Below are 26,266 nucleotides of genomic sequence, written 5' to 3' on the forward strand. Positions count from 1 at the left end.
GGTAAATAGCACCGGGTGTCGCGCAGGCGTCAGGCGACCAGTAGGATCAGGATCCCCGCGACGATCAGCAAACAGCCGGCCGTCTCGATCCGGTTGATCTTCTCCTTGAAGAAGAACACCGAGGCGGCGAAGGTGAACAGCATCTCCACCTGCGCCAGCGCCTTCACCACCGCAGCCTGCTGAAGCGTCATCGCCATGAACCAGCCGAACGACGCCGTCGCACCGACGAAGCCGGTGAACAGCGCCACCTTCCACGCCTTGGCGATGCGGCCGATCTCGGCGCGGTCCTTCCACACCATCCAGCCGGCCATCACCAGCGTCTGCAGCGAGATGGTCCAGACCAGCGTCACCGCCGCCTGCATCATGAAGTTCGGCCCGCCAAGCGCCAGCGAGGCTGCGCGATAGGCAACCGCGGCGATGCCGAAAAGCGTGCCCGATGCGAGGCCGATCAGCGCGTTGCGCGCGAAGATCGACGCGACGAGGTTGCGCCAGCTCATATGCATGTGCGCCACCGAGATCAGCATCACGCCGAACACGCTGATGGCGATGGCGGCAAGCGTGCCGCCGGTCACGCGCTCGCCGAAGAAGATCAGCGCGAAAAGCGCGGTCTGCGCCGGTTCCGTCCGCGAATAGGCCGTGCCCACGGCAAAGTTGCGGTGGGAAAACAGGTGGATCAGCAGGAACGTGGCGCCGATCTGGCCGAACGCGCCGACGCCCACCCAGAAAAGGAAGGCGGCGTTGGGCGCGGGGATGCGGTAGCCCGCAACCAGATGCAGCGTGGCGAGGAAGAACAGCGCGAACGGCAGGCCGAAACCGAAGCGCACGAAGGTCGCCCCGGTCGTTCCCATCACGGCCTTCAGGTGCTTCTGCGCCGCCGACCGCAGGTTCTGCAGGAAGGCGGCGGCGATGGTGATGGGTATCCAGAGTTCCATGTCGCCCCCGAAGTCGGGTGCGGATTAACCCGCCGGCGCGCGCCTTTCAACCCGCGCTTGTTGGCCTCATGCGGCCGCCTGTGCGCCGAGCTCGAAGACGACCCGGTTGCGGCCGCGCCGCTTGGCCTCGTAGAGGCGGCGGTCAGCCTCGCGCATCATCTCGGACCAGGAGACGTGAGGGCGAAGCCTCGCCGCGCCGATGCTGACGGAAAGCGGCAGGTATTTGCCGTCTCCGGGCGAGAAGCGGATCGCCTCTACACCCAGCCGGATGCGTTCGGCGACCAGCGTGGCCTCCTCGACATCGACGCCGCCGAGAAAGGCCGCGAACTCCTCGCCGCCGATGCGCCCGACGAGATCGTTATCGCGCACGCCGACGCGGATCGCCTCGGCAATCAGCAGCAGGGCCGCGTCGCCCTGCGCATGGCCGTGCGTATCGTTGATGTATTTGAAGTTGTCGGCATCGATGATGAGCAGTGCGCCCGCATCGGTGCGCCGCCGCGTGCTCTTGAGCGCGGAGAAGAAGGCTTCGCGGTTGAGCAGGCCGGTCATGTCGTCGTGGCGCGCCTTTTCGGAAAGGCGGGCGTGCGCCTCGGCAAGCTGCATGTGCGCATCCGCCAGTTCGTCGTGGGCGGCCGTCAACTTGGCCAGCGCATCGGCCAGCCGCTTCTTCTGCCAGAACGCATGCAGGCTCGCAGGAAAGGCGATGGCCAGCGGACAGGCGATGCTCATCACGATCGCATTGCCCTCGACCACGCCGCCGATGGCCGGCACGACAGCCAGCACAAGCATCAGCGAGACGAGCGCCGAGCCAACGGCGACGGCCGCCGCCTTTGCGATGAGCTGCATCATGAAGAACCCCTTCCGTTACGCGATAGCTGACAGACGAAAGTGAATCCCTCGTTGCCGCCAACGGTCGAAATTGAAGAAATCGGCCTGCACGGCGGCGCTTCTATCGGGCCTTCAAATGGTCTAGGTGGAGGGTATGACCAACGCGCCCGATCCAGCCCGCTTCGCCCATGTCACAGACTGGGTGTTCGACCTCGACAACACGCTCTATCCGCACCACTCGAACCTGTTTTCGCAGATCGACGTGAAGATGACGGCCTATGTGTCGGAACTGCTTCAACTGCCCCGAGATGAAGCCCGCGCCCTCCAGAAGGAGCTTTATCGCGACTTCGGCACGACGCTGAACGGGCTTATGGCGCGGCACGGCATCGACCCCGACGACTTTCTCAACAAGGTGCACGACATCGACTATTCGTGGGTCGATCCGAACCCTGCGCTGGGCGAGGCCATCCGCGCCCTGCCTGGGCGCAAGTTCATCTTCACCAACGGCGATCGCGGCCATGCCGAGCGCACGGCCCGCCAGCTCGGCATCCTCGATCATTTCGACGACATCTTCGACATCGTTGCTGCCGACCTGACGCCGAAGCCCGCGCGCGAAACCTATGACAAGTTCGTCGGCCTTCACCGCGTCGATACGAAGAACGCCGTCATGTTCGAGGATCTCGCCCGCAACCTCACGGTGCCGAAGCTGCTGGGCATGACCACCGTGCTGATCGTGCCCAATAATTTCGAGCCTACCTTCTCGGAGATATGGGAGCGCGACGCCGACAACGAGGACGACGTCGACTACGTCACGGACGACCTCGCGACGTTCCTGGCCACCCTTCGCGCGGGCCTGTAGCCCGCCCGGGAGTGAACACCGTCAGGCGATCTCGTAGAAGTCCTTGATGATCGTCCAAGCCTCGTCGGCCGTATCGACGGCGTTGATGATGTGCTGGTCGCCGGGCGAGATCGTGCCCTGCTCGGCCAGATAGTCGAGATCGACGGCGCGCGACCAGAACTCCTTGCCGAACAGGATCACCGGCACGCGCTCCATGCGCCCTGTCTGTATCAGCGTCAGCGTCTCGAAGAACTCGTCCATCGTGCCGAAGCCGCCCGGGAACACCGCCACCGCCTTGGCCCGCATGATGAAGTGCATCTTGCGGATCGCGAAATAGTGGAAGTTGAAGCACAGCTCGGGCGTGACATAGAGGTTCGGCGCCTGCTCGTGCGGCAGCACGATGTTGAGCCCGATGGATGGCGCGCCGCAATCGGCCGCGCCCCGGTTGCCAGCCTCCATCACGCCGGGGCCGCCGCCCGTCACCACCACGAACTCGCGGTAGTAGGTCTTTGCCGATTCGACCGAGCAAAGGCGCGCGAACTGGCGCGCTTCCTCATAGTAGCGCGCGTTGGCCTCCAGGTTCTTTCGCTGCGTTTCGTTCTTTGCCGCCCATGCTTCACCGCCAGGCTCGGGAATGCGCGCGCCGCCGAACAGAACCACCGTGGAGCGTATCCCGCGCTCGGCCAGCATCATCTCCGGCTTGAGCAGTTCGAGCTGCAGGCGCACGGCGCGCAGTTCGCGCCGCGTCATGAACTCCTCGTCGTCCCAGGCAAGGCGGTAGGCCGGCGCGCGGGTCTGCGGCGTATCGGGCACGGCCTTGGCGCGCTCCAGATCCTCGTCGGAATGCGGCAGCGGCGTCCAGCCGGACTTTTCCTCCGGATTCATATAGCTCATTTCCCGTCTCGTCTGCGCCTTCCTGCGGCGCGCCCCGTCATTGACCCCCCATCGCGCATGACATAGTTTCCGCGCCGGTCGGGGACCACCCTCGTCTCTTCCAGCCTATTGCCTACCCCTTAACAGCGCGTAATGGAGCATTTCGATGACCAAGCCGGACCTGGCAACCCTCGAGAAGACCGTTGAGAAGGCCTTCGACGAGCGAGACGCCGTCAACACCGGCACGCGCGGTGAGGTGCGCGAGGCCGTCGAGGCCGCGCTGGAACTGCTCGACAAGGGGCAGGCCCGCGTCGCCGAGCGTCAGGCCGACGGAAACTGGACCGTGAACCAGTGGCTCAAGAAGGCGGTCCTTCTCTCCTTCCGCCTCAACCCGATGGAGATCATCAAGGGCGGCCCGGGGGAATCCGTCTGGTGGGACAAGGTCGCTTCCAAGTTCGACGGTTGGTCGGCCAACGAGTTCGAGAAGGCCGGTTTCCGCGCCGTGCCCAACTGCGTCGTGCGGCGCTCGGCCTATATCGCGCCCGGCGCGATCCTGATGCCGTCCTTTGTCAATCTCGGCGCCTATGTCGGCGAGGGCACGATGGTCGATACCTGGGCGACCGTCGGCTCCTGCGCCCAGATCGGCAAGAATGTCCACCTGTCGGGCGGCGTCGGCATCGGCGGTGTGCTGGAGCCGATGCAGGCCGGCCCCACCATCATCGAGGACAACTGCTTCGTCGGCGCGCGCTCGGAGGTCGTGGAGGGCTGCATCGTGCGCGAGGGCTCGGTCCTGGGCATGGGTGTGTTCATCGGCAAGTCGACCAAGATCGTGGATCGCGAGACCGGCAACATCACCTATGGCGAGGTGCCGCCCTACTCGGTCGTCGTCGCCGGCGCGCTGCCCGGCAAGCCGATGGGCAACGGTCAGCCCGGCCCCAGCCTCTATTGCGCCGTCATCGTCAAGCGCGTCGATGAAAAGACCCGCTCGAAGACCTCGATCAACGAACTTCTGCGGGATTGATCGGATCGCGACGGCGATCCATCCTGCCTCAAACGAACGACGGAGCTAGCCTTGCCCGCAAACCAGATGTTCTGGCTTTTCTTCGGTTTTTCCGGGCGCATCAGCCGGGCGGCCTATTTTCTGGCCGGCCTGCTGATGATGATCGTCGTCGTCTTCATCGTCTACCGGCTGACGCTGGCGCAGGAGGCGGGCACCGGCGGCGCATTCTGGGAAACGCTGCTGAGCATCATCATGATCGCCTCGCTGTGGGCGCAGGCGGCGCTGGGGGCCAAGCGGCTGCACGACCTCGGCAGGCCGGGCATCTTCGCCGCGCTGCTCTTCGTCCCCGCGCTCAACTTCGTCGCCTTCATCGCGCTGTGCCTCATGCCCGGGCAACCGGGACCGAACCAGTACGGACAGACTACCAACGCGCCTGCGTAGGGACGAAGCCACCATGGACGATGCCGAGGCCGTGGCGCACGAATTCTGGCGACGCATGAACACTAATGACTGGTCGTTCGCGGCGCAGCTTTTCGGTGTCCCCTTCAGTCTGGACTGGCCCCAGTCACGCGAGCGCATCGTGTCGGCCGCCGACTTCGTCGCTCTTAACGCAGCCTACCCCGCGGCCGGCCGCTGGACGTTCGAGGTGATCCGTCTCGTCGGCGATGCGCGGACGGCTGTCACCGAGACGATTGTCAGCGACACTAAAATTGCGGCAACGGCCGTCACCTTCTTCGATGTCGAGGGCGGCCGCATACGCAGTATCCGCGAGTTCTGGCCCGATCCGTTTCCCGCAGCGGAGTGGCGGCGGCAGTGGGTTCAGCATCTCGGCTAGGCGCATGTCGGTCGCGGCCATAGGCCAATTTCCCGTCAGCGTTGCATCACGGCTGACAGCCGCGTGACAGGCGGCGGCGATTCGATTATCCCTGCCTGCCATGACCGACAAGCTGCCGACCGACCCCGCCGAAAACCTTGCAACTCTGATCCGTTGCCCGTCCGTGACGCCTGCGGAAGGCGGCGCGCTTTCGGCGCTCGAGGCGATGTTGAAGCCGCTGGGCTTCGGCACAGACCGGCCAGTGTTCACCGACGACGGCACGCCGGATGTCGAAAACCTCTATGCACGCCTGTCGGGCAACGGCCCGCATCTCATGTTCGCCGGCCACACCGACGTCGTGCCCGTGGGCGACGAGGCGGCATGGACGCATCCGCCCTTCGGCGCGGAGATCGCGGGCGGCTTCATGTTCGGGCGCGGCGCGGTCGATATGAAGGGCGGCATCGCCTGCTTCGTGGCGGCCGTCGCCCGTCATGTCGAGACACATGGCGCACCGAAGGGTTCGGTTTCGCTGCTGATAACCGGCGACGAGGAAGGCCCCTCGATCAACGGAACCGTCAAGCTGCTCGACTGGGCGGCCAGCCGCGGCGAGACGTGGGACGCGGCCATCGTCGGCGAACCCACCAACCCCGACCAGCTCGGCGACATGATTAAGATCGGCCGGCGCGGTGCGCTTTCCGGCGACATCGTGGTTCACGGGCGGCAGGGGCACGCGGCCTATCCGCATCTGGCCGACAACCCGGTTCGCGGCATCGTCACGCTGGTGGATGCGCTGCTCTCGCCCGCCTTCGACGAGGGCACGAAGAACTTCCAGCCGACCAATCTGGAAGTCACCACCATCGATGTCGGCAACACCGCCACCAATGTGATCCCGGCGAAGGCCAGGGCCTCCTTCAACATCCGCTTCAACGACACGTGGAACGCCGAGACCGTTCAGGCCGAAATCCACAACCGGCTCGACAAGGCCGCGTCACGCAGCAAGCTGCGGCCGGGCCGCAAGGAAAAGATCGAGTTCGAGCTGACCTGGCGCGACCGCCCGAGCCCCGTCTTCCTCACCCATGACGACAGACTGATCGAGGGGCTTTCGGCCTCCGTTGAGGCCGTCACCGGCCGCAGGCCTGCGCTATCCACCTCCGGAGGCACGTCCGATGCGCGCTTCATCAAGGACTACTGCCCGGTCGTCGAGTTCGGCCTCGTCGGCCAGACGATGCACATGGTGGACGAGCGCGTCGCGCTGTCTGATCTGGAAACGCTGACGCGCATCTACCAGCGCTTCCTCGAAGACTGGTTTGCCTGACCATGCCGCCCGCCGAGGATATCCAGCGGCAACTCTTAGGCGCATGGCGCATGATGACGGGCAGGCGCGACGGCGTGCGCCTTCTCGACGTCTCGATTGACGGCTTCTGGAACTCGTTCTTCGCCATCGTCGTCGCGCTGCCTGCACTTCTCGTCGGCTGGGTTCCCCTGGCGAACGAACTTGCAGCACCCGACGCACGCTTCTCCGGCCGCGCGCTCCTGCTCTTCCGCCTCGCCATCGTCGATGTCGGCTCATGGGTGCTGCCCATCGCCGCGCTGGCGGTGGTCGCAGGCTTCGCCGGCATCCGCGACCGCTTCGTCCACTACGTCGTGGCCAGCAACTGGGCGTCGGTGCTGTTCGCATGGTTCATGCTGCCGGCCTCGCTGCTGCGTCTCGTGATGCCCGGCGCGGCCGAGGCGGCGACGACACTCTCGCTGGGCATCTTTCTCGGCTGCCTCGTGCTTTCGTGGCGGCTCACCAACGCGGCGATAGACAAGGGCGCGGCGGTGGCCACCGGCGTCTTTGCCGGCATGCTGGTCGCCTCCATCATGACGCTGTTCGCCCTGCAGGACATTCTGGGCATCGCGCCCGCGTCGGTTCAGTAGTCGACGCGGGTGAGATAGAGCCCGTCGGGCGGGGCGACCTGCCCGCATCGCGCGCGGTCGGCGGCCTTCAGCGCCGCTTCCAGGTCATCGGCGCTCCACGCCCCCTCGCCCACCTTCTTCAGCGATCCCACCATCGAGCGCACCTGATTGTGCAGGAACGAGCGCGCCGAAGCGCGCACCTCGATCAGGTCGCCGTCGCGCGTCACGTCCAGCCGGTCGAGCGTCTTGACCGGACTGTCGGACTGGCATTGCACCGAGCGGAAGGTGGTGAAGTCGTGCTTGCCGAGCAGCCGCTGCGCCGCTTCGTGCATCGCCGCTTCGTTCAGCACCTTCGGCACGTGCCAGACATTGCCGCGCATCAGCGCTGCCGGCGCGCGCCGGTTGAGGATGACATAGAGATAGTGCCGCGACGTGGCCGAGAACCGCGCGTCGAAAGTATCGGCCACCTGCTCGCAGGCCAGAACGGCGACCGCCTCGGCAGCAAGCTTCAGATGCGCGTTCACCGCGCCCTGCAACTTGAATGCGTCCCACTCGCGCTCCAGCGTCGCATGGGCGACCTGCCCGGTCGCGTGCACCCCGGCGTCGGTTCGCCCCGCCGCCCGTATCGTCACCGTCTCACCGGTCGCCGAAAGGATCGCCTTCTCCACCGCCCCCTGCACCGTCGCAAGGTCGGCCTGTCGCTGCCAGCCGGCATAGGCGCGGCCGTCATATTCGATGTCGAGGCGGTAGCGCGGCATGGTCATAGTGCCGAAAAGGCCGGGGGATAGACGAGCCGGCCCGCAACCGGCGCGTCGGCTCCCCATGCAAGCGCCTGTAACGCCTCTCCCTGCCACTGGCTGTCGAAGCGCGAGGCACGCGAATGCGCATAGCCGAAACGGCCGTAATAGGCGGGATCGCCGAGCACCACCGAAAGGCCCTCGCCGGCAAGGCGCAACTGCCTGTGCCCTTCCTCCACCAGAGCCTTCGCTATTCCCTGCTTTTGGGCGGGCGGCGCGACGGCCAACGGCGCAAGCGCCACCGCCGCAAAGCTGCGGTTGGCAGTTTCCACCATCAGCCGCGAGAACAGCACATGCCCCAGGATTTCGCCATCGCGCTCGGCCACCAGTTCCAGCACGTCATCGCCATCGGCGACGAGGGCATCCACCAGCCGTGCCTCGTCCGGCTGGCCGAATGCCGCCTCCTCGACCGCCCGTATGGCGTCGCGGTCGGCTTCGGCGGCTTCGCGAATGGTCACGCCCTTCATGACAGGCGGTCTCCCTTGCGCAGCGACGCGCCCCGCAGGAAGGCGGCTGCGTCAAGCGGCTTGCCGCCCGCGCGCTGCAGCTTCGTCAGCCGCACCGCACCTTCGCCACACGCAACCGTCAGGTCGTCGCCAAGCACCTCGCCCGGTCGCCCGCTGCGACCCGCCATCGACGAGCCCAGCAGCTTCACCCGCTCCGGCTTGCCGCCGATGGCGATCTCGCACCACGCTCCCCGAAAGGGCGAGAGACCACGGATACGATCGTGCACCTCTCTCCCCGGGGACGACCAGTTGATCCGGGTTTCATCCTTGGTGATCTTCCTGGCATAGGTGGCGCCTTCTTCCGCCTGCGGCTTCAGCTCCAGCGTTCCCGCCTCCAGAGCGGCCAGCGCCTCGACCATCAGCGTCGCGCCGACGCTCATCAGCGCGTCGTGCAATTCACCGGCGGTCATGTCCGGGTCGATTTCCACGCGCGCGGTCAGCCCGACCGGACCGGTGTCGAGGCCTTCGTCCATCTTCATGATCATCATGCCGGTTTCCGCATCGCCGGCCATGATGGCGCGCTGGATCGGTGCCGCCCCGCGCCAGCGCGGCAGCAGCGACGCGTGCCCGTTGAACGCACCCAGCCGCGTTCCGTCCAGTATCGCTTTCGGCAGCAGCAGCCCGTAGGCGACCACGACCGCGACATCGGCGTTCAGCGCGCGAAAAGCGGCCTGCTCGTCCTCGCCCTTCAGCGAAGCCGGCGTGCGCACCTCGACCCCGAGCTCTTCTGCCAGAACATGAACCGGCGATTTCGTCAGTTCCAGCCCCCGCCGTCCGGCCGGGCGCGGCGGCTGGCTGTAGACGGCGACGATCTCATGGCCCGCATCGGCCACGGCGCGCAGGGTCGCCGCGGAAAACTCCGGCGTTCCCATGAAGACGACGCGTAGGGACATGCGTGCTTGGACCCCGCTATGCCGAGGTCAGCCAGCCAGTTGGCTCGGCACCCGATCCCTGGCAAGTTTCTTGAATTTGCGAACCACCATATCGCGCTTCAGCTTCGAGATGTGGTCGATGAAGAGCACGCCGTTCAGGTGGTCGATCTCGTGCTGCAGGCATGTCGCCATCAGCCCGTCGGCGACCATAAGCTGCTCGGTGCCGTCGCGGTCGAGATACTTCACCGTCACCGTGTCAGGCCGCTCTACCTCGGCATAATATTCGGGGATCGAAAGGCAACCTTCCTCATAGACCGAGATGCCGTCGCCGCTGGCCACGATCTCCGGGTTGATGAAGACGTGCGGCTCCTTCGGCTGGTCCTCCTTGGCGAGGTCGATGACCACCATGCGGCGCGGCTCGCCGATCTGGATCGCAGCCAGCCCGATGCCCGGCGCGTCGTACATCGTCTCCAGCATGTCGTCGGCAAAGCGCCGCACGTCGTCGTCGATGCGTTCCACGGGTTTGGAAAGCTGACGAAGGATCGGATCGGGAAGGATGACAAGCGGTCTAATCATGCCCGTCAGGTAATCGCTAAGTCCAGAGGCGTCAACGGGTTTGGCAGGAGCGTTCCTGTTTTGATCTTATGTCGGTGGAGCGAATCGTTTATCGTCCGGCGATGAACGATACCGGCACGCTCCTTTCGCTCCCTCTCGCCCAGCTCGGTGCGACCACCCTCACGCTCGGTCATGCGCTCGCTGCCGTCGGCGGATTTGTCCTGCTCATCCTGCTTCTGCTGGTGCTGGCGCTGCGGCGCGCATCGGCAGCGCGCCAGCAGGCGGCGTTCGAGGCCGCAGAACGCGCGCGCGAGGCAGATGCCCGCATGGCGGAGATCGTCAAGGCGCAGGCCGAGATGCAGGGCCGCATGGGCACTATAGCCGAGGTTTTCGGCAGCCGGCAGGCCGAACTCACCAAGGCCATCGGCGAGCGGCTCGACGGCATGACCTCGCGCCTCGGCCACTCGATCACCGAGCAGACAAAGTCGACCCACGAGAATCTGGCCAAGCTTCAGGAGCGGCTGGCCGTCATCGACACGGCGCAGAACAATATCCAGTCGCTCGCCGGGCAGGTGGTCCAGCTCCAGCAGATCCTGTCCAACAAGCAGACCCGAGGCGCCTTCGGGCAGAGCCGCATGGAGGCCATCGTGGCCGATGGCTTGCCCCACGGCGCCTACGAGTTTCAGGCGACGCTTTCCAACGGCAGCCGTCCCGATTGTCTCGTCCGTATGCCCAACGGCGCGCCCGATCTGGTCATCGACGCCAAGTTCCCGCTGGAGGCGTGGAACGCGATCCGCGCAGCCGCCGAAAGCGAGGGCGCGGAGGCGCAGAAGGCCGCCTCGCAGGCCTTCCGCCGTGACGTGGACGTGCACATCAAGGCCATCGCGGACAAGTACCTGATACAGGGCGAGACGCAGGAAACGGCCTTCATGTTCGTGCCGTCGGAATCGATCTTCGCCGAAATCCACGAGAACTTCGAGGCGCTGGTGCAGCGGGCGCATCGCGCGCGCATCGTCATCGTCTCGCCGTCGCTGCTGATGCTGTCGATCCAGGTCATCCAGGCCGTCCTGAAGGATGCCCGCATGCGCGAGCAGGCGCATCTGATCCAGCACGAGGTGGTGCGGTTGATGGAGGATGTCGGGCGGCTGGACGACCGCGTGCGCAAGCTCCAGACGCATTTCTCGCAGGCCACCCGCGATGTCGAGATGATCCTCACCTCCACCGACAAGCTGACCAAGCGCGGCGCGAAGATCGAGGCGCTGGAGCTTGGCGTCGAGCATGCCGAGGCTTCCGACGACCAGCCCGCCAGCCGTGCGGCCAGCTCGCGCACCGGCCAGTTGCGCCTGCATGTCGTGGACGATGCGGACTGACGCCCGCATCCTGCCATGATCGTCGGCGATTGAAGCGCGCTCGAATCGACAGGGGGCGTCATGCAGCGCGACCGGACCACCACATTTCCCAGGGCAGCATTTGCCTCAATCGCTCTTCTTGCGGTTCTCGCCGGTTGCCAGACCGGCGCAACGCCGGGCAACAGCGCCGGTGCGTCGCGCTCGGGCGTCGCTCACCTCAGTGAAATCCGCTCGGCGGCAGGGCTCTCGTCGCTGAAGCCCGATTCTACGCTGGAACGCGCCGCGATGCGCCAGTCCGCCTACATGGCCAGTTCCGGAAAGATGGCGCACGACACCGGCTGGCGGCGCGACTTCGCCACGCGCATGGCGCAGGACGGCGTGGCCGCACCCGCCGCAGAGAACCTCGCCCATGGCCGCATGGACACGGCGCGCGTGTTCCAGATGTGGATGGATTCAGCTGGCCATCGCCGGAACATGCTCGACCCGCGCTTCGAGCGTTTCGGCCTCGCCTATGCCGGCACGCAGGACGGTCGCCGCTACTGGACGCTCGTACTGGGCAAATAGATCATGCGACGCGCTCTTGCGCGTATTCCGCGATCGTCTCGGTGAAGCGGGTCAGATCCTCCTTCAGCGACGCGAAGCCGCCGGTGCGGTCCAGCGTGCCGTGATCCATGTAGAGGCCGCGGTTGATCTCGATCTGGATGGTGTGGAAGCCGTCGTCCGGCCTGCCGTAGCGCTCGACGATATAGGCGCCCTTGTAGGGGTCGTTCAGCGCGACGCTGTAGCCCAGCCCTTCCAGCGTGTCGGCGACGAAACGCGTGAAGCCCGGCGCGCAGGACGCCCCGTCCAGATCGCCCAGCACGAAATCGGCCCGCTTGCGGCCTGGGTCAGGCGACAGCGCGTTGCCGGTGGCCTGCATCGAATGCCAGTTGATGTGGAACACCTCGCCGAAGCGGTCGTGCAGCGCCTTTATCTCGCGGTCGAGCGTGTCGTGATAGGGCAGCCAGTAATCCTCGATGCGCGTGATTATCTCCGCGCTCGTCAGTTCCCGGTCGTAGATCGGCACCGAATCTCCGATCAGCCGGAAGATCAGCCCTACCCCGCGCTCGGCGTTGATCGACGGCGCGGTCTCTCCGATCCAGTCTTCCGGCAGCAGATGCGGGTCGAGGTCCTGCGGCATCCGGTTGGGATCGACATAGGTGCGCGCGAAAAGCGCCTTCACCAGCGTCGCGCCGCAGCTTGGCGCGTCGATCACCAGATCGTCCACAAAGCGGTCCTCGCCGCCCACGAGCATTCGGCGGTCTACCGCATGGCCGAAATCGTCGGGATAGACGCGCCCGCTATGAGGCGAATCATAGAGCAGCGGCAGCGCCTCCCCGCGCGGTCGCCTTACCGAGACGGCTTCGGGCTTCGTGTCGGCGGCGATCTCAGACATCGCCTTCCTCGAAGACGCCTGCGGGGTTGGCGCGTGTCGCCATGCGCCTGATATGCGGCAGCAGTTCGCGGTCGAACACGCCGTGCAGGCGAACCAGCTCGCCGATCGGGTCGTCGTGATCGTCCACGCGGATGTCCCAGAGCGGATATTCTTCCGTCGCCACGACATAGACGGTCGCGGAGCGTTCCTCCTTGCGGTCGCCTCCTGCCGCCATGCCGGCCGCCAGCGCCCGCACCAGCCTTTCCACCAGCGGCTGGCTTTCGCTCTGGCGAAACTCGATCACGGCGGCTTCGATCACCTGCGGTCCTTCGAGCCTGTTGCCCTGCACGCAGAAATCGCGGTGCGTCGCCCCGCCGGCCCATGGCTTGCAGCCCTCTCCGGTCCAGATTGCGGTCGTTCCATCGCGGTCGATCACGCCCAACTGGCGGCGGTCCATGCGCGGGTCGGTCTCGCCGAGCGCGGCGATGGTATCCTGCGCAGACATGCCGCTTTGCAGCATCCGAATGCCGTCGATGCCCAGATATGGGTTGAGCCGCGCCTGCGTCGCGATGGCGCCTGCACCCGGCGATGCGTGCGTCAGCAGCTTGCCCACCGCCGGCAGCGCCGTCGTTGCCGAGATGCCGAACTCGCCCGTTCGCGGGCAGCGGGCGACTATTGAAAACGTCATGATGGCCCCTGATAAACCTTGCCGTGGTCGGGGAACGGGTCGCCTTCCGCTTGGTTCCGCGCCCGGCATGGGAGGAAACACTGTTCACCGGATGGCACTTTGCGCAAACGGGCCCCACAGCCTATCTGTCGTTGAAATCACGGGAGTTGAACGATGGAACTCGGTCTCTACACATTCGCCGATATCGGCTCCGACCCGGTCACCGGGGCGAAGGTCTCGCCTGCCGAGCGGCTGAAAAACCTGATCGAGGAGATCGAACTGGCCGACCAGCTCGGCCTCGACTTTTTCGGGCTGGGCGAACATCACAGGCCCGACTACGCGGCGTCAGCGCCTGCCGTGGCGCTGGCGGCGGCGGCAACCCGCACGAAGAACATCCGCCTTTCCAGCGCGGTATCGGTTCTGTCGTCGGATGATCCGATCCGCGTCTTCCAGCAGTTCGCGACGCTCGACAACCTCAGCAACGGCCGCGCGGAAATCATGGCCGGGCGCGGCTCGTTCATCGAATCCTTCCCGCTCTTCGGCTACGCGCTTGAAGATTACGACACGCTGTTTGCCGAAAAGCTGGATCTGCTCATCAAGCTCAACGAAGGCGAGACGATTACCTGGCCGGGCGGTCAGCATACGCCCAAGATCGACGGGCGCGGCGTCTATCCCCGCCCGCAGCAGGGCAAGCTGCCGATCTGGATCGCCGTCGGCGGTACGCCGCAATCGGTCGGCCGGGCGGCCATGCTGGGCCTGCCGCTGGCGCTCGCCATCATCGGCGGCGAGCCGCACCGTTTCGCACCCCTCTTCAACCTCTATCGCGAGGCCGCGCGCAAGTTCGGCCGCGACCCTGCAACGCTGAAGACGTCGATCAACGTCCACGGCTTCGTGGCCGAGACCTCGCAGGAGGCCATCGACATCTCCTTCCCGCCGCATACCGATGTGATGAACCGCATCGGCCGCGAGCGCGGCTGGGGGCCCACGGGCAAGGAACAGTTCGCAGCCTCCGCCGGGCCGCGCGGCGCGAATTTCGCCGGCAGCCCCGCCGAAGTCACCGACAAGATCCTCGCCAACCACGAGGTCTTCGGCGGTTTCGACCGCTTCGTCATCCAGATGGCCATCGGCGTGATGGACCACGCGAAACTCATGAAGGCCATCGAGCTTTTCGGCACCAGGGTGGCTCCGGAAGTGCGCAAGGCCGTGGCGGCGAAAAAGCCTGCGCTGGCACAAGCGTGATGCGCTTGGTGAACGGCGGGCGGCATCCTATATCCGGCAGATGATACCGCTCTCCGTTCTCGATCTTTCGCCCGTTCCCGAAGGCAGCGACGTTTCGCAGTCTCTGGCCAACACGCTCGATCTCGCGCGCCATGCCGAAAGGCTCGGCTACAACCGCTACTGGCTGGCCGAGCATCACAACATGCCCGGCATCGCCAGCGCCGCCACCGCTGTGGTCATCGGCCATGTGGCGGCCGGCACGTCATCCATCCGGGTGGGTGCGGGTGGCATCATGCTGCCCAACCACTCCCCCCTGATGGTCGCGGAGGCGTTCGGCACGCTGGCTGCACTCCATCCCGGACGCATCGACCTCGGCCTCGGGCGCGCGCCCGGCACCGACCAGCTCACCGCCCACGCCCTGCGGCGCAACATGAGCGGCGGCGTCGACAGCTTCCCCAACGACGTTGTCGAACTGATCCACTATTTCAAGCCGGAGGAGCCCGGCCAGCGCGTGCGCGCCGTGCCCGGCGCCGGGCTCGACGTTCCTGTCTGGATTCTTGGTTCCAGCCTTTACGGCGCGCAGCTCGCCGCAATGCTCGGACTGCCCTACGCCTTTGCTTCGCACTTCGCGCCCGCACAGCTTGAAGAGGCCATGGAGGTCTATCGCGCCCGCTTCGAGCCGTCGGAGCATCTGCGCAAGCCCTATGTCATGCTCGGCCTCAACGTCATCGCAGCCGACACCGACGAGGAGGCGAAGCTCCTGTTCACGTCGCTGCAGCAAGCCTTCGTGAACCTGCGGACCGGCAGGCCCGGCAAGCTGCCGCCTCCCAAACCCGGTTTCGACACCGAAGTCGATCCGGCAGCCTTGGCGATGCTCGACCATGCGCTGTCCTGCGCCATCGTCGGCTCTCGCGAAACGGTGCGCGAAGGGCTCAAGGCCTTCGTCGCCCGCACCGGAGCAGACGAGCTGATGGTGACGGCGCAGATCTTCGATCATTCGGCCCGCGTACGCTCCTACGAAATCCTGGCCGAAGTCGCCCAGGAACTCCGGCAGGCGCAAGCTGCCGAATAAAGCGGCTTCGACATCGATGCACCTTTGACGTGTATCAACGCGCGTCGATCCACGTTAGACTCACGCTCATTCGGCTGCGAGAACGGAGGCCGCGTGAGCGACGGACCGATCTACACAATCGAGGGCATCACCAAGGTCTATCGCACCGGCGAGGTCGAGGTGCATGCGCTGCGCGGCGTCGACCTCACCATCGATGCGGGCGAGTTCATCGTGCTGCTCGGTCCTTCCGGCAGCGGCAAGTCCACGCTGGTCAACATCCTCGGAGGGCTGGATACGGTCACTGACGGCAAGGTGTTCTTCCGCGACGAGGAGATCACCGCGTTCGGCGACGGCGAGTTGACGAAATACCGGCGCGACCATGTCGGCTTCGTCTTCCAGTTCTACAATCTGGTGCCCAGCCTGACGGCGCGCGAGAACGTCTCGCTCGTCACCGAGATCGCGCACGACCCGATGGACCCCGGCGAGGCACTGGAGATCGCCGGTCTGCCGGCCGACCGGCACAACCACTTTCCCGCACAACTCTCCGGCGGCGAGCAGCAGCGCGTCGCGATTGCCCGCGCCATCGCCAAGAAGCCGGAAGTGCTTCTGTGCGACGAACCCACCGGCGCCCTCGATTCGAAGACGGGCATCCGCGTTCTGGAGGCTCTTGCGCAGGTCAACCGAGAGCTCGACACCACCGTTCTCGTCATCACCCACAACATGGCCGTCGGGCGCATGGCCGACCGCGTCATCCATTTCGCCGACGGCAGCGTGGCACGCATCGAGCAGAACGAGAAGCGCGAGGCACCTGCCTCGATCGCGTGGTAAGCGCATGAAGGCGCTCGACCGAAAGCTTCTGCGCGACCTCCTGCGGCTTTGGGCGCAGGTGGCCGCCATTGCGCTGGTAATGGCGGCCGGCGTGATGACGCTGGTTCTGGCGGTCGGCGCGCAGCGCTCGCTGTTCGAGACGCGAGAAGCCTATTACGAGCGCAACGCCTTCGCCGATATCTTCGCCACGGCCACCCGCGCGCCGAACCGGCTGGGCGACGAGATCGCGGCGCTGCCGGGCGTCGCCAGCGTGGAAACCCGCATCACGCAGAACGCCATCCTCGACATCGAGGGCATGGCCGAACCGGCAAGCGGCATGCTGGTTTCGGTGCCCGACGATGGCGAGCAGGTGCTGAACCGCCTCTATCTCCGGCTGGGCCGGCTCCCAGCGCCCGGCCACCCGGATGAGGTCGTGGTCAACGAGCCCTTCGCCAATGCCCACGGCTTCGTGCCGGGCGACACGTTCGGCGCGGTCATCAACGGCCGCAAGCGCGATCTGACCATCGTCGGCGTCGCGCTGTCGCCGGAGTTCATCTACGTGGTGACCGATCTCATGCCCGACGACCGGCGGCTCGGTCTCGTCTGGATGTCGCAGACGGCCCTTTCGGCGGCCTTCGACCTCGACGGCGCATTCAACGCCATTTCCGTCAAGCTCCTGCGCGGCCAGTCGCCCGATGTCGTCATTGACGAGATCGACCGGCTGCTCGAACCCTATGGCGGGCGCGGGGCGCACGATCGCGAAGATCAACAGAGCCACGCCTTCCTCGATTCCGAGCTCAACCAGCTTCAGGCGATGAGCTATGTGCTGCCGCCGATCTTCCTTCTCGTGGCCGGCTTCCTCGTCAACATGATCCTGTCGCGTCTGATCGCGCTGGAGCGCGAGCAGATCGGGCTGATGAAGGCGGTCGGCTACACCGGCGCGGCGGTGGCGTGGCATTATCTGAAGCTGGTCATCGTCATCGCGCTGCTGGGCGTCCTCGTCGGGGCGAGCGCGGGCACGCTTCTGGGGCGCGGGCTGACACGGCTCTACGGCGACTTCTTCCACTTCCCCTTCCTCATCTTCCGCGCCGGGGTCGACATCTATCTCATCGCCATCGTCGTCTCTGTCTCCGCCGCCATGCTGGGTGCGCTGCGTTCCGTGCGCGCGGCGGCCGCGCTGCCTCCGGCGGTTGCCATGCGTCCACCCGCGCCTGCGCGCTATCGGCAGCTCCTGCCCGACGGCGTTCCGCTCCTGTCGCTGTTGCCGCAGACCACGGTGATGATCGGCCGCAACATCGTGCGACGGCCGCTGCGCGCGCTGTTCACCAGCTTCGGCATGTCGCTTTCCGTCGCCATGCTCGTGGGCACTCTCTTCGCGCTCGATTCGGTCGACGAGATGATCGACGTCACCTTCTTCGGGGCCGAGCGCCAGCACGCCACGCTCAGCTTCGTTCACAAGCTTCCTGCCGAAGCGCTCTACGAGGCCGAGCGGCTTCCCGGCGTCCTTGCGGCGGAACCCGCCCGCATGGTCGCCGCGCGCTTCCGCAACGGCCATCTGGAGCGACGGCTGGCGATCACCGGAAAACCAGGCGATTCCACCCTGTCGCGCCTGCTCGACGTGGAAGGCCATGAGGTCACGATGCCGGACGAGGGCGTCGTTCTCACCACCGCGCTGGCCGGCATACTCGATGTCGGGCGCGGCGACACGGTCGAGGTCGAACTGATGGAGGAGCATCGCGAAACCGTGCTTCTCCCTGTCTCGGCCGTCGTCGAAAGCTATATAGGCCTTGGCGCCTATATGGACATGGACGCGCTCAACCGCCTGATGCGCGAAGCCCCGTCTATCTCCGCCGTTCACGTGATCGCCGATGCATCGCGCATCGACGAGCTCTACGACGCGGTCAAGAACCTGCCGCTGGTGGGCTCCATCACCCTGCAGCGCGCGGCGGTGGAGAAGTTCCGCGAGACCATGGCGGAGAACCTCATCATGATGGTGACGATCTATGTCGGGCTGGCCGGCATCATCGCCTTCGGCGTGGTCTACAACGGCGCGCGCATCCAGCTTTCCGAGCAGGGGCGGGAGCTTGCGAGCCTCCGGGTGCTGGGCTTCACGCGCGGCGAGGTGTCGTGGATCCTGCTAGGCGAGTTCGCGCTGCTGACGCTGCTTGCGCTGCCGATGGGGTGGCTGCTCGGATATCTCATGGCCTATTCCACCGCCGAGGGGCTTGCCACCGAACTTTTCCGCCTGCCTCTGGTCATCCAGCGTTCCACCTACGGCTGGGCGAGCGTGGTCGTGCTGGTCGCATCCGCCCTGTCGGCCCTTATCGTGCGCAGGCGGATCGACCGGCTGGACCTTATCGAAGTTCTGAAGACGAGAGAGTGACCCGATGGCCATTTCGCTCCGCAAAACCGCCCTCATCCTTGCCGGCCTCGCCGTCGCCGGCGGTCTCGCCTACTGGACCTTCCGGCCTCAGCCGGTGGCGGTCGATCTGGCGACGATCGATCGCGGCACGCTGGAGGTGACCGTAAGCGACGACGGCCAGACCCGCATCACCGACATCTACACCGTGTCCGCCCCCGTCGCCGGCACCGTACAGCGCACACCCGGCCGTGTCGGCGACAAGGTCGTCGCGCGCGAAACCGTCGTCGCCGTGGTGCGCCCGGCCACACCCGCGCTGCTCGACACGCGGTCACGGCGCGAGGCGCAGGCGGCGCTGGCCGCGGCAAACGCGGCCGTGCGCCTTGCCGACGCCCAGTACCGGGAAGCGGAAACCGAGCTCGAACTCGTACGCGCCGAGGCCGGCCGCATAGAGGAACTCGGCCGCCGCAACATCGTCTCCGACAGGTCGCAGCAGGAGGCCCGGGCTGCTGTGACGCGGGCGGAAGCGCGGCTGGCGAGCGCGGCCGCCTCTACCGAGATGCGGCGCCGGGAGCGCGAAAGTGCGCAGGCCCGGCTCGAAGGGCCGGAGGCAGATGGCAGCAACGGCGACGACGATTGCTGCATCACCGTCAAAGCGCCCGTGGACGGCGAAATCCTCACCATCCACCATGAGAGCGAGGCGGTCGTCGCAGCGGGCACCGTGCTAGTCGAGATCGGCGATCCGGCAGAGCTCGAGGTTGTCGCAGAGCTCCTGTCGGCCGACGCGGTGCGCATTCCGCCGCAGGCCGACGCGCGCATAGAGGGCTGGGGCGGCCCGCCTTTGGAGGCCCGCGTGCGGCGCGTCGAGCCCACCGGTTTCACCAAGGTTTCCGCGCTTGGCATCGAGGAACAGCGGGTGCGCACGATCATCGACCTCGTCGCGCCGCCGGAAGATCGGCCTGGCCTCGGTCACGGCTATCGCGTCACCGCGCGCATCACGGTCGAACGGCACGAGGACGCGTTGCTGGTTCCGCTGGGGGCCCTCTTCCGCCAGGGCGCTGACTGGGCTGTGTTCGTTGCCGGCGGCGACGCTGTGGCGCGCTTGCGTACAGTCGAACTGGGCGCGCGCGACGCCCGCAATTCGGTGGTGGTTTCGGGTCTCGAGGAAGGCGAAACCGTCGTCATGCATCCGAGCGACAGGGTCGCCGAGGGTACTGCGCTTACGCAGCGCTGAGTTCGGGGCGCCATCTGCCGTCGCCGCCCCGCACCAGCAGCGGCGAGCAGATCGCACCGAAGACGGCAAGGTCGTGCATGCCCGCATCGTCCAGCGCGGCCTTCCACCGCTTGCCCTGCAGCATGGCGAAGATTGCAGCGGCAGGTCGCAGGCCTGCACCCTCCAGCAGTCGCAGCACGGAAACCAGCGACGTTCCCGTGCTCACCACGTCGTCCACCAGAACGAAGCGGCGGCCCCGGAGCAGCGGCAGCATGCGCGGATCGAGATAGATGCGCTTCTCGCCGCCGGGGCTGGTGATCGAGCGCAGCGGCTGCGACAGCGCGTCGTCGTACCAGAACTTGCGCGAGGTGCCGAGCGCGACCATGCGCGCGTGGCCCAGCCGGCGCGCGACGTTGGCTGCCAGCGGCAGACCCAGCGTCGGCACGCCCACCACCACCTCCGGCGCGAACGCATGCGCATGTGCCGTCATCGCCTCGGCCAGCGCGTCCTCGACCTCAAAGCTCGCCTGATTGACGATCAGCGACGCGACCGCCCGGTCGTCGCCGCCCGGCAGCACGCGGATCGGCAGCGCAAGCTGCCGCCCGTCGGCAAGGACAGCGGGGTAGAAGTCCAGGAACCCGCTGCCCGCATGGGCCTCAAACGTACCGGGCGCTTGTATTTCCTGCCAAAACTCGTGCGGCGCGAAGGTCAACGGGTTGCTTTCCATCTTGAAAAGGGCGACCTGCCCTGTACCCTTTCTATCCGGACAGCAAGACGAGTCCAGACATGACATCTTTCCTCGACGGCAAGGAAATCGAGGCGCTCGCAGCGCTGCGGCGGGATTTGCACGCGCACCCCGAGCTCGGCTTCGAGGAGGAGCGCACCAGCGCCATCGTTCGCGAATACCTCACCGATTGCGGCATCGAGGTCCGGCACGGTCTCGGCAGGACGGGCGTCGTCGGCACCCTAACAAATGGCGACGGCCCCTCCATCGCCCTGCGGGCCGACATGGACGCGCTCGCCATGCCAGAAACGGCGACCGAGCGACCCTACCGTTCGAAATTTCCCGGCAAGATGCACGCCTGCGGCCATGACGGCCACACCGCGATGCTGCTCGGCGCGGCGAAGGCGCTGGCGCGGCGCAAATCGTTTTCCGGCACCGTGCATTTCGTCTTTCAGCCGGCAGAGGAAGGGCGCGGCGGCGCGCAGGCGATGGTCGATGACGGGCTGTTCGAGCGTTTCTCCATCGACCGCTTCTACGGGCTCCACAACATGCCCGGCATCGCCATTGGCGAGATGGCTGTCGTCTCCGGCCCGCAGCTTGCCTCGTCCGACCGGTGGGAAGTCACCTTCAGGGGCGTGGGCACCCATGGCGGCAAGCCGCATCTGGGCCTCGACCCGGTCGTTGCCGCAGGCCAGTTCCTCACCGCCATTCAATCGATCGTCTCGCGCCGCGTCGATCCCGTCGAGGCCGCCGTCGTCAGCGCGTGCGCTCTTTCCGCCGGCGACTTCGAGGCGCTCAACGTGATCCCCGACGATGTGCGCATCGGCGGCACCGCGCGCGCCTACAGCCATGCGGTGCGAGACATGGTGGAACAGGAGATCGGCCGCATCGCCACCGGCGTCGCCGCAGCCAACGGCATCGCCGCCGACTACGAATACCGTCGCGGCATGCCGCCGGTCATCAATGACGAGGACGCCACCAGCCGTGCGCTGCGCGCCGCTCGGGCGGCGTTGGGCGAAGGTCGCATCATGTCGGCCTACCCGCCCTCCACCGCAGGCGACGATTTCGCCATCTTCTCGCAGCGGGTGCCCGGCGCTTATGTCTGGCTCGGCAACGGGCCCGCCGTCGACGGCGCGCTGCATCACAACACGCGCTATGATTTCAACGACGCCGCCATAGAGCCCGGCGTGCGCTTCTGGGCCACGCTGGTCGAGCAGGAACTGCGCGCCGGTTGAGAGGCCGCCCGCTCAGCGCCCTGAAAGCCGCGTCGCCAGCAGCTCGAGGGCCTTTGCGCCGTCGACCTTGATCGCAACGTCGATGGTGCTGCCCTCGCCTTCTTCCACGAACAGCGCGCCGCCATCCGGCGCATCGCCGAGATCGACCACTATCGGCAGGCGCTCGATGACGAAGAGGTCCGGCCGCTCTGTATAGAGCATCACGCAGGGGTCGTGCAGCGGGCGGCTCTCGCCCCCGGTGGTGGTCTGGAAATAGGCGTCGATCAGTTCGCCCGACGCCGCTGCGGCCACTGTGCCCGCATCCTGCAAAGCCGCCGTATAGTCGCGCGTCGCGCGCACCTTTCGCGTCACATCGAGCGGGATCAGCACCGTGCGCAGCCCGGCTGCGAACACGATGGCGGCAGCCTCCGGGTCGGCCGCGATGTTGAACTCGGCCTTGGGGCCCACATTGCCGGGCTCGTCGATCGCGCCGCCCATGGCGATCAGCCGGCGCATGCGCCGCGCGGCTTCGGGATGGTCCGTCGCCAGCCGCGCGATATTGGTCAGCGGCCCCAGCGCGAGGATGTCGATGCTCGCTTCGGGCTCGCGCATCAGCAGATCGGCCAGCCATTCCACCGCATCGAAAAGCGGCGGCACCGCCGGCTCGGGAAAGCTGACGCCGCCCAGCCCGTCATTGCCGTGAATGTCGGCCGTGTCGAAGCCCTTGCGCGACAGCGGCGCCGTCGCTCCGGCCACGACCGGAATGTCGCTACGGCCGGCCAGCGCGAGAATGCGCCCGGCATTTCGCGTCGTCGTCTCGATGCCGATATTGCCCGCAACCGTCGTGATGCCGACGATCTCGAAAGCCGGCGACGACAGCGCGTGCAGGATGGCGACGGCGTCGTCTATGCCGGGGTCGGTGTCGATGACTGCGCGGATGATCTGGTCGGACATTCTGGCCTGCTCGTTGCTGCGTTCTATCGCTTCATATCGTCTGGCGCCTCGACTACAAGTGCGCCATGAGCGAACTCCCCCAAGACCTTCTCATCGACGCGGCCGACGAGGTCCGCATCCGGCAGGATCTCGTGCTGGTCGCGCTGGGCAAACGCGCCGCAGACCGTATCGTTCGCGTCGGCCGCATGTTTGAGGCTGGCACCGGCACGTGGATGGACGATTGCGAGATCGTCATTCGCGGGCGGCGCATCGCCCATGTCGGCCCGGCGGGCAGCTATACCGGCGAGGCAGCCGAGCATGTGGACCGCAGCGCCCTTGCCGCCGTGCCCGGCTTCGGCGAGGTGCACAAGCATATCGAAAGCTCGCACCTCACGCCGGAGCACGAGGCCGCCCTCGTCATCCCCCGCGGCAATACCTGGACCTGCGAGGCAAGCCACGAGTTCTCCAATGTCGATGGTCCCCACAATCTCGAATTCTGGCTGACGGCACGTCGCGCCGGCTCGCCGATGAAGATATTTCCGCTGCCCGGCTCCGCCGTGCCGCCAACCGCCTACGAATATGGCGGCGGGCATTTCGGCTATGACGAGCAGGCCGCTTTCCTGCGCGAAAGCGCCATGGTGGCCGGCCTCGACGAAGTCATGGACTGGCCTGCCGTCTGGAACCCGCAGAACCCGTCCCACGAGCGTCTCTGGGGCATAATCCGCGCGACATTCGAGCAGCGCGGCGTGGTCGAGGGCCATGGCGCGGGGCTGCGCGACATCGCCTCCATCAACGCGTTCGCCGCGGCCGGCCTGTCTTCCGACCACGAGGCGTGGACGCCCGAAGAGGCGTGGGACAAAATCCGGCGCGGCATCTTCCTCGAGATCAGGCCGCATTCCATGCCCGACATCATCGGCGGGCTGCTGGAGCGCGGCCTGCGAGACTGGAGCCAGGTCGCCTTCGCCACCGACGACCGCAGCGCCTCCGACACGCTGAAGATGGGCGCGACCGACCACAATGTCCGTCTCGCCATCCAGAGCGGCTTGTCGCCCGAGATCGCGTTCCAGTGCGTCACAATCAATCCGGCGCGCCACATGCGGTTGACGCCGTGGGTCGGCAGCATCGCGCCCGGCCGCTTCGCCGATTTCGTGCTGCTGGAGGGTGTCGGGAAAGTCGAGATCGCCGAAGTCTGGGCGGACGGCCGGCAGGCCTCTTCCGGCAAGACGTATACCGGTCCCCTGCCGCGCATCGACTGGCCGGACTGGGCCCGAACGACCGTCAATATCGACCGCAAGGTGACCCCTGACGATTTCGCCATAGCCGCCGAGGCAGGCCGCGATACGATGAAGGCCGCGCTCCTGCGGCCGTTCCACTGGGCCTACGATTTCATCGAGACCGAACTGCCGGTGGAGAACGGCCACGTCCAGCGCGACACCGCCCGCAACATCACCAAGTTCGCGATCGTCGACCGCTATTCCGGCGAAGGCCGCGTGGCCAGGATGTTCTGGCTCGGCTGCGGGCCTGCGACGCCCGACACGGCGGTCGGCTGCACGGTCGCGCACGACCAGCACAACATCTGGGTCGTCGGCTCGTCCGACGAGGCTATGGCGCTGGTGGTCGACCGCATCGCGCAGAACCAGGGCGGCTGGGCGCTGGCCAGCGGCGGCGAGATACGCGCCGAGGTGCGCTACGAGATCGGCGGGCTGATGACGTGCCGCACCGCCGTTGAACTGGATGCCGAGATGGAACTGCTCTACCGCGCGGCCGACAAGATCGAGTGGCTCTACGAGCCGACATTCTCGCCGCGCTGGTTTCCCGGCTTCCCCGAACGCCTGCAATTCGCCACGCTCACCTGCGCGCCATGGCGCTGGGTTCTCGTCGCGCCCACCGATGCCGTTCCGCAAGGCTTCGTCAACGTGCAGACCGGCGAGAGCCACCCGGTGGTTTGGTGAAGGAGCCAACTTGGATTGCTCTGCACGAGGCTAACCCCCACCCTTACCCTCCCCTCAAGGGGGAGGGATAGAGGGTGGGGGTTCCCTTCGCAAAAAAATCCCGCATAGGCCGCTTCTCAGCAACCCCTATCCCGCCGCGTCGATGCGCGCCATTTCCGCCTTGAACTCCGCGGCCACCTGCAGCGCGTCGCGCATCACCTTCCTGCGCTCCAGCGTCTTCACCTCGCGGCCGCGCATCAGCCACTGGCCCGCCACCATCACGTCCTGCACGTCCACCGCCATCGAGGCGAAGACCAGCGTCGAATAGAGGTCGTATATCGGCTGGACGCGCGGTGCCGACATGTCGATGCGGATCAGGTCCGCCTGCTTGCCCGGCTCCAGCGAGCCGACCCTGCCGTCCATGCCCAGCACCTTGGCGCCCTCGATGGTGGCCATGCGGATGACCTCCTTCGCCGGCATCGGCTTGCGGCTGTGGCCTGCGAGCTTCTGGAACATCGTCACCGGCGCGAACTGCGAGAACAGGTCGAGCGTGTTGCCGCTCATCGGCCCGTCCGTCGCAACGCCGACCGGGATGCCCGCCGCACGCATCGCCTCCACCGGCGCGATGCCGCGCCCGGCCTTGGCGTTGGAGCGCGCATTGTGCGCCACGCACACCTGCGCGTGCGCCATGCGCTCGATCTCGCTGTCGTTGATGTGAAGGCAGTGCGCGCAGATCAGCCCCTTGCGCAGCAGGCCCGCCTTCTCCACCACTTCCACCGGCCGCATGTTGTGGTTCTTGGCGCACCACTCCATTTCCGAATCCATCTCCGCCAGATGGATTTGCACCGGCACGTCGGGATGGTCGTCGGCCCATCTGGCGACGAGATTCATGACGGCAATATCGGTGGAATAAGGCGCGTGCGGCGCAATCGACGCGGTCACGCGCGAATGGCCGGCGAACTCGGCAACCAGTTCCTCGGTCAGCGCGAAGCCTTCGTCGATGGTCTTGTGATCGGGCGGGTTGAAGTCGGCGATGGTCTGGCCCACCACGCCGCGAATGCCCGCCTTGTCCACGACGCGGCCTACTTCGGTCTCGAAGTAATACATGTCGGCAACGGTCGTCACGCCGGCCTCGATCAGTTCGAGCGCCGCCAGCGCGGTCCCCGCCCGCACCATCTGCGGCGTCACGAACTTGCGCTCCATCGGCAGGACGTAGCGATAGAGCCGGTCGTCCACATCCTCGCCCAGCCCGCGAAACAGCGTCATCGCCATGTGGCAGTGCGGATTGACCATGCCCGGCATGACGACACCGCCGCCCGCGTCGACAACCTCCGCACCGGCCACCTGCGGCGCAAGGCCAGCGCCCGTCGCCGTGATCGTCTCGCCGTCGATCCTTAGCCACCCGCCTTCGACCACCGGCATGTCCGGCGTGCACGGCAGCAGCGTGGCGTTGGTGATGAGGGTGGTCATGT

The 26,266-nt window shown here is 66.5% G+C and carries 27 protein-coding genes; 15 read left to right on the forward strand and 12 right to left on the reverse strand.

Features of this window, described 5'->3' with window-relative positions; translation table 11 throughout:
* Positions 1 to 29: 29 nt before the first annotated feature.
* Positions 30 to 932 (reverse strand): DMT family transporter, encoded by a 903-nt coding sequence (locus tag FY036_RS22730; protein ID WP_148916973.1) that lies wholly within the window; start codon positions 930 to 932, stop codon positions 30 to 32.
* Between the two features lie 66 nt (positions 933 to 998).
* Entirely contained in the window at positions 999 to 1,781 is a 783-nt protein-coding gene (locus FY036_RS22735) for a GGDEF domain-containing protein (protein WP_148916974.1), read from the reverse strand.
* Between the two features lie 133 nt (positions 1,782 to 1,914).
* Here FY036_RS22735 and FY036_RS22740 point away from each other — a divergent pair, with 133 nt between their 5' ends.
* Positions 1,915 to 2,619 (forward strand): pyrimidine 5'-nucleotidase, encoded by a 705-nt coding sequence (locus FY036_RS22740; RefSeq protein ID WP_148916975.1) that lies wholly within the window; start codon positions 1,915 to 1,917, stop codon positions 2,617 to 2,619.
* 21 nt (positions 2,620 to 2,640) lie between these two features.
* Here FY036_RS22740 and FY036_RS22745 read toward each other — a convergent pair whose 3' ends face one another.
* The gene (locus tag FY036_RS22745) at positions 2,641 to 3,483 is read right to left on the reverse strand and encodes an LOG family protein (protein ID WP_148917162.1); all 843 of its coding nucleotides are present in this window, start codon (positions 3,481 to 3,483) and stop codon (positions 2,641 to 2,643) included.
* Positions 3,484 to 3,637: 154 nt separating this feature from the next.
* Here FY036_RS22745 and dapD point away from each other — a divergent pair, with 154 nt between their 5' ends.
* The 5 genes from dapD (at position 3,638) to FY036_RS22770 (ending at position 7,205) form a co-directional block, all read left to right on the forward strand.
* The gene (dapD, locus tag FY036_RS22750) at positions 3,638 to 4,492 is read left to right on the forward strand and encodes a 2,3,4,5-tetrahydropyridine-2,6-dicarboxylate N-succinyltransferase (protein WP_148916976.1); all 855 of its coding nucleotides are present in this window, start codon (positions 3,638 to 3,640) and stop codon (positions 4,490 to 4,492) included.
* A 51-nt stretch (positions 4,493 to 4,543) separates the two neighbouring features.
* Positions 4,544 to 4,912: a DUF805 domain-containing protein gene (locus FY036_RS22755; protein WP_148916977.1), complete on the forward strand. Its 369-nt coding sequence runs from the start codon at positions 4,544 to 4,546 to the stop codon at positions 4,910 to 4,912.
* A 13-nt stretch (positions 4,913 to 4,925) separates the two neighbouring features.
* On the forward strand, positions 4,926 to 5,306 hold the full coding sequence (locus tag FY036_RS22760) for a nuclear transport factor 2 family protein (RefSeq protein ID WP_148916978.1): 381 nt from the start codon (positions 4,926 to 4,928) through the stop codon (positions 5,304 to 5,306).
* A gap of 100 nt (positions 5,307 to 5,406) precedes the next feature.
* Positions 5,407 to 6,600: a succinyl-diaminopimelate desuccinylase gene (gene dapE, locus FY036_RS22765; RefSeq protein ID WP_148916979.1), complete on the forward strand. Its 1,194-nt coding sequence runs from the start codon at positions 5,407 to 5,409 to the stop codon at positions 6,598 to 6,600.
* A gap of 2 nt (positions 6,601 to 6,602) precedes the next feature.
* Positions 6,603 to 7,205 carry a transporter gene (locus FY036_RS22770; RefSeq protein WP_148916980.1) on the forward strand — a complete coding sequence of 201 codons (603 nt, stop codon included), beginning with the start codon at positions 6,603 to 6,605 and terminating at the stop codon, positions 7,203 to 7,205.
* Here FY036_RS22770 and truA read toward each other — a convergent pair.
* The 4 genes from truA to def are packed head-to-tail and all read right to left on the reverse strand — an operon-like array spanning position 7,199 to position 9,935.
* Positions 7,199 to 7,942: a tRNA pseudouridine(38-40) synthase TruA gene (truA, locus tag FY036_RS22775; protein WP_148916981.1), complete on the reverse strand. Its 744-nt coding sequence runs from the start codon at positions 7,940 to 7,942 to the stop codon at positions 7,199 to 7,201. The genes FY036_RS22770 and truA overlap by 7 nt on opposite strands.
* Before the next feature lie 2 nt (positions 7,943 to 7,944).
* Positions 7,945 to 8,448, reverse strand: coding sequence for a GNAT family N-acetyltransferase (locus FY036_RS22780; RefSeq protein ID WP_148916982.1), 504 nt, complete (start codon positions 8,446 to 8,448; stop codon positions 7,945 to 7,947).
* Complete coding sequence (gene fmt, locus FY036_RS22785) at positions 8,445 to 9,380, reverse strand: methionyl-tRNA formyltransferase (protein WP_148916983.1); 936 nt, start codon at positions 9,378 to 9,380, stop codon at positions 8,445 to 8,447. The genes FY036_RS22780 and fmt overlap by 4 nt, the downstream gene beginning before the upstream one ends.
* Positions 9,381 to 9,407: 27 nt before the next feature.
* Positions 9,408 to 9,935, reverse strand: a complete 528-nt coding sequence (def, locus tag FY036_RS22790; RefSeq protein ID WP_148916984.1) for a peptide deformylase — start codon at positions 9,933 to 9,935, stop codon at positions 9,408 to 9,410.
* A 101-nt stretch (positions 9,936 to 10,036) separates the two neighbouring features.
* On the opposite strand from def, the gene FY036_RS22795 reads away from it, so the two are divergent.
* Together FY036_RS22795 and FY036_RS22800 are read left to right on the forward strand one after the other, a co-directional pair.
* A complete protein-coding gene (locus FY036_RS22795; RefSeq protein ID WP_148917163.1) occupies positions 10,037 to 11,284 on the forward strand; it encodes a DNA recombination protein RmuC in 1,248 nt (415 codons plus the stop codon).
* 60 nt (positions 11,285 to 11,344) lie between these two features.
* Positions 11,345 to 11,827 carry a CAP domain-containing protein gene (locus tag FY036_RS22800; protein WP_148916985.1) on the forward strand — a complete coding sequence of 161 codons (483 nt, stop codon included), beginning with the start codon at positions 11,345 to 11,347 and terminating at the stop codon, positions 11,825 to 11,827.
* A gap of 1 nt (position 11,828) precedes the next feature.
* Here the strand turns inward: FY036_RS22800 and FY036_RS22805 are convergent, their stop codons facing one another.
* The gene (locus FY036_RS22805) at positions 11,829 to 12,698 is read right to left on the reverse strand and encodes an N-formylglutamate amidohydrolase (RefSeq protein WP_148916986.1); all 870 of its coding nucleotides are present in this window, start codon (positions 12,696 to 12,698) and stop codon (positions 11,829 to 11,831) included.
* Positions 12,691 to 13,365 carry a DUF1028 domain-containing protein gene (locus FY036_RS22810; protein ID WP_148916987.1) on the reverse strand — a complete coding sequence of 225 codons (675 nt, stop codon included), beginning with the start codon at positions 13,363 to 13,365 and terminating at the stop codon, positions 12,691 to 12,693. The genes FY036_RS22805 and FY036_RS22810 overlap by 8 nt, the downstream gene beginning before the upstream one ends.
* Positions 13,366 to 13,518: 153 nt before the next feature.
* Here FY036_RS22810 and FY036_RS22815 point away from each other — a divergent pair, with 153 nt between their 5' ends.
* The 5 genes from FY036_RS22815 to FY036_RS22835 all read left to right on the forward strand — a co-directional run bounded on the left by FY036_RS22815 (position 13,519) and on the right by FY036_RS22835 (position 20,013).
* Complete coding sequence (locus FY036_RS22815; protein WP_148916988.1) at positions 13,519 to 14,583, forward strand: Atu2307/SP_0267 family LLM class monooxygenase; 1,065 nt, start codon at positions 13,519 to 13,521, stop codon at positions 14,581 to 14,583.
* Positions 14,584 to 14,623: 40 nt separating this feature from the next.
* Positions 14,624 to 15,634 (forward strand): LLM class flavin-dependent oxidoreductase, encoded by a 1,011-nt coding sequence (locus FY036_RS22820; protein WP_148916989.1) that lies wholly within the window; start codon positions 14,624 to 14,626, stop codon positions 15,632 to 15,634.
* A gap of 93 nt (positions 15,635 to 15,727) precedes the next feature.
* Positions 15,728 to 16,441: an ABC transporter ATP-binding protein gene (locus tag FY036_RS22825; RefSeq protein WP_148916990.1), complete on the forward strand. Its 714-nt coding sequence runs from the start codon at positions 15,728 to 15,730 to the stop codon at positions 16,439 to 16,441.
* 4 nt (positions 16,442 to 16,445) lie between these two features.
* Positions 16,446 to 18,803 carry an ABC transporter permease gene (locus FY036_RS22830; protein ID WP_148916991.1) on the forward strand — a complete coding sequence of 786 codons (2,358 nt, stop codon included), beginning with the start codon at positions 16,446 to 16,448 and terminating at the stop codon, positions 18,801 to 18,803.
* Between the two features lie 4 nt (positions 18,804 to 18,807).
* Positions 18,808 to 20,013, forward strand: a complete 1,206-nt coding sequence (locus tag FY036_RS22835) for an efflux RND transporter periplasmic adaptor subunit (RefSeq protein ID WP_148916992.1) — start codon at positions 18,808 to 18,810, stop codon at positions 20,011 to 20,013.
* Here the strand turns inward: FY036_RS22835 and FY036_RS22840 are convergent.
* Positions 20,000 to 20,719: a phosphoribosyltransferase gene (locus FY036_RS22840; RefSeq protein ID WP_148916993.1), complete on the reverse strand. Its 720-nt coding sequence runs from the start codon at positions 20,717 to 20,719 to the stop codon at positions 20,000 to 20,002. The genes FY036_RS22835 and FY036_RS22840 overlap by 14 nt on opposite strands.
* A 59-nt stretch (positions 20,720 to 20,778) precedes the next feature.
* Between FY036_RS22840 and FY036_RS22845 the strand changes: the two genes are divergently transcribed.
* Positions 20,779 to 21,951, forward strand: coding sequence for a M20 aminoacylase family protein (locus FY036_RS22845; protein ID WP_148916994.1), 1,173 nt, complete (start codon positions 20,779 to 20,781; stop codon positions 21,949 to 21,951).
* Positions 21,952 to 21,963: 12 nt separating this feature from the next.
* On the opposite strand, the gene FY036_RS22850 is transcribed toward FY036_RS22845, so the two are convergent.
* A complete protein-coding gene (locus FY036_RS22850; RefSeq protein ID WP_148916995.1) occupies positions 21,964 to 22,884 on the reverse strand; it encodes a nucleoside hydrolase in 921 nt (306 codons plus the stop codon).
* A 65-nt stretch (positions 22,885 to 22,949) separates the two neighbouring features.
* Here FY036_RS22850 and FY036_RS22855 point away from each other — a divergent pair, with 65 nt between their 5' ends.
* Complete coding sequence (locus FY036_RS22855; RefSeq protein WP_148916996.1) at positions 22,950 to 24,815, forward strand: adenine deaminase; 1,866 nt, start codon at positions 22,950 to 22,952, stop codon at positions 24,813 to 24,815.
* Between the two features lie 126 nt (positions 24,816 to 24,941).
* Here the strand turns inward: FY036_RS22855 and FY036_RS22860 are convergent, their stop codons facing one another.
* Positions 24,942 to 26,264, reverse strand: a complete 1,323-nt coding sequence (locus FY036_RS22860; protein ID WP_148916997.1) for an amidohydrolase family protein — start codon at positions 26,262 to 26,264, stop codon at positions 24,942 to 24,944.
* Positions 26,265 to 26,266: the final 2 nt, after the last annotated feature.

Origin of the sequence: Neoaquamicrobium microcysteis (genome assembly GCF_008180155.1) — a bacterium.
Lineage (GTDB): Bacteria > Pseudomonadota > Alphaproteobacteria > Rhizobiales > Rhizobiaceae > Aerobium > Aerobium microcysteis.

Coding starts and splice junctions, on each gene's coding strand:
- FY036_RS22820 (WP_148916989.1), top strand. CDS start 14,624: ATGATACCGCTCTCCGTTCTCGATCTTTCGCCCGTTCCCGAAGGCAGC.
- FY036_RS22810 (WP_148916987.1), bottom strand. CDS start 13,365: ATGACGTTTTCAATAGTCGCCCGCTGCCCGCGAACGGGCGAGTTCGGC.
- FY036_RS22730 (WP_148916973.1), bottom strand. CDS start 932: ATGGAACTCTGGATACCCATCACCATCGCCGCCGCCTTCCTGCAGAAC.
- FY036_RS22795 (WP_148917163.1), top strand. CDS start 10,037: ATGAACGATACCGGCACGCTCCTTTCGCTCCCTCTCGCCCAGCTCGGT.
- FY036_RS22850 (WP_148916995.1), bottom strand. CDS start 22,884: ATGTCCGACCAGATCATCCGCGCAGTCATCGACACCGACCCCGGCATA.
- FY036_RS22800 (WP_148916985.1), top strand. CDS start 11,345: ATGCAGCGCGACCGGACCACCACATTTCCCAGGGCAGCATTTGCCTCA.
- FY036_RS22735 (WP_148916974.1), bottom strand. CDS start 1,781: ATGATGCAGCTCATCGCAAAGGCGGCGGCCGTCGCCGTTGGCTCGGCG.
- FY036_RS22745 (WP_148917162.1), bottom strand. CDS start 3,483: ATGAATCCGGAGGAAAAGTCCGGCTGGACGCCGCTGCCGCATTCCGAC.
- FY036_RS22860 (WP_148916997.1), bottom strand. CDS start 26,264: ATGACCACCCTCATCACCAACGCCACGCTGCTGCCGTGCACGCCGGAC.
- dapD (WP_148916976.1), top strand. CDS start 3,638: ATGACCAAGCCGGACCTGGCAACCCTCGAGAAGACCGTTGAGAAGGCC.
- FY036_RS22740 (WP_148916975.1), top strand. CDS start 1,915: ATGACCAACGCGCCCGATCCAGCCCGCTTCGCCCATGTCACAGACTGG.
- fmt (WP_148916983.1), bottom strand. CDS start 9,380: ATGTCCCTACGCGTCGTCTTCATGGGAACGCCGGAGTTTTCCGCGGCG.
- dapE (WP_148916979.1), top strand. CDS start 5,407: ATGACCGACAAGCTGCCGACCGACCCCGCCGAAAACCTTGCAACTCTG.
- FY036_RS22805 (WP_148916986.1), bottom strand. CDS start 12,698: ATGTCTGAGATCGCCGCCGACACGAAGCCCGAAGCCGTCTCGGTAAGG.
- FY036_RS22815 (WP_148916988.1), top strand. CDS start 13,519: ATGGAACTCGGTCTCTACACATTCGCCGATATCGGCTCCGACCCGGTC.
- truA (WP_148916981.1), bottom strand. CDS start 7,942: ATGCCGCGCTACCGCCTCGACATCGAATATGACGGCCGCGCCTATGCC.
- FY036_RS22840 (WP_148916993.1), bottom strand. CDS start 20,719: ATGGAAAGCAACCCGTTGACCTTCGCGCCGCACGAGTTTTGGCAGGAA.
- FY036_RS22770 (WP_148916980.1), top strand. CDS start 6,603: ATGCCGCCCGCCGAGGATATCCAGCGGCAACTCTTAGGCGCATGGCGC.
- FY036_RS22830 (WP_148916991.1), top strand. CDS start 16,446: ATGAAGGCGCTCGACCGAAAGCTTCTGCGCGACCTCCTGCGGCTTTGG.
- FY036_RS22760 (WP_148916978.1), top strand. CDS start 4,926: ATGGACGATGCCGAGGCCGTGGCGCACGAATTCTGGCGACGCATGAAC.
- FY036_RS22780 (WP_148916982.1), bottom strand. CDS start 8,448: ATGAAGGGCGTGACCATTCGCGAAGCCGCCGAAGCCGACCGCGACGCC.
- FY036_RS22845 (WP_148916994.1), top strand. CDS start 20,779: ATGACATCTTTCCTCGACGGCAAGGAAATCGAGGCGCTCGCAGCGCTG.
- def (WP_148916984.1), bottom strand. CDS start 9,935: ATGATTAGACCGCTTGTCATCCTTCCCGATCCGATCCTTCGTCAGCTT.
- FY036_RS22855 (WP_148916996.1), top strand. CDS start 22,950: ATGAGCGAACTCCCCCAAGACCTTCTCATCGACGCGGCCGACGAGGTC.
- FY036_RS22835 (WP_148916992.1), top strand. CDS start 18,808: ATGGCCATTTCGCTCCGCAAAACCGCCCTCATCCTTGCCGGCCTCGCC.